This window comes from Corynebacterium sp. HMSC072A04 (assembly GCF_001809235.1).
Taxonomy (GTDB): domain Bacteria; phylum Actinomycetota; class Actinomycetes; order Mycobacteriales; family Mycobacteriaceae; genus Corynebacterium; species Corynebacterium hiratae.
Genome location: NZ_KV796757.1, coordinates 1 through 420, shown reverse-complemented (window position 1 = coordinate 420; position 420 = coordinate 1). Strand labels below are relative to the sequence as shown.

At 55.0% G+C, this 420-nt stretch carries 1 pseudogene; it reads right to left on the bottom strand.

The window, feature by feature from the left end:
• Positions 1-292, bottom strand: a pseudogene (locus HMPREF2565_RS14030) (transposase); the annotation flags it as partial.
• Positions 293-420: the final 128 nt, after the last annotated feature.

The window sequence follows — 420 nt, the reverse complement described above, 5'->3', positions numbered from 1 at the left end:
ACTCGTTGAAACACGCATCAATACAGTCCAACAAGTAACCGGCCCGCTGTGCTGTCACCGGCACCGGGTCATCAGCGGTTCCCCTGCTTGCTGAAGGCTCTACTCCAAGATCAAGGGTGAGTTGATCTGCATCAATAAGACGCCGGGCCTGGGCTTTAAGCTGCTCAACTTGATCAGGTGAGTGTCCTGATCCGACCTGTTGAAGCTTTTTCGACCCTCGATGCTCAGACCACACCACCTGAACCGCCGTCGCCCCGGAAGCGGTCTTGACAGTGCGAATGTATGGACTCACAAAATCAGACTACCGGCTACCCCCGCCGATACCCGCTTAGTGCCGAAAAAACAACCACCACAACACCAAACCCCCAGGCCACAATGTCAAGGGTGACCTTCATCACCTAACCGTGAGCCAAGTCAGGT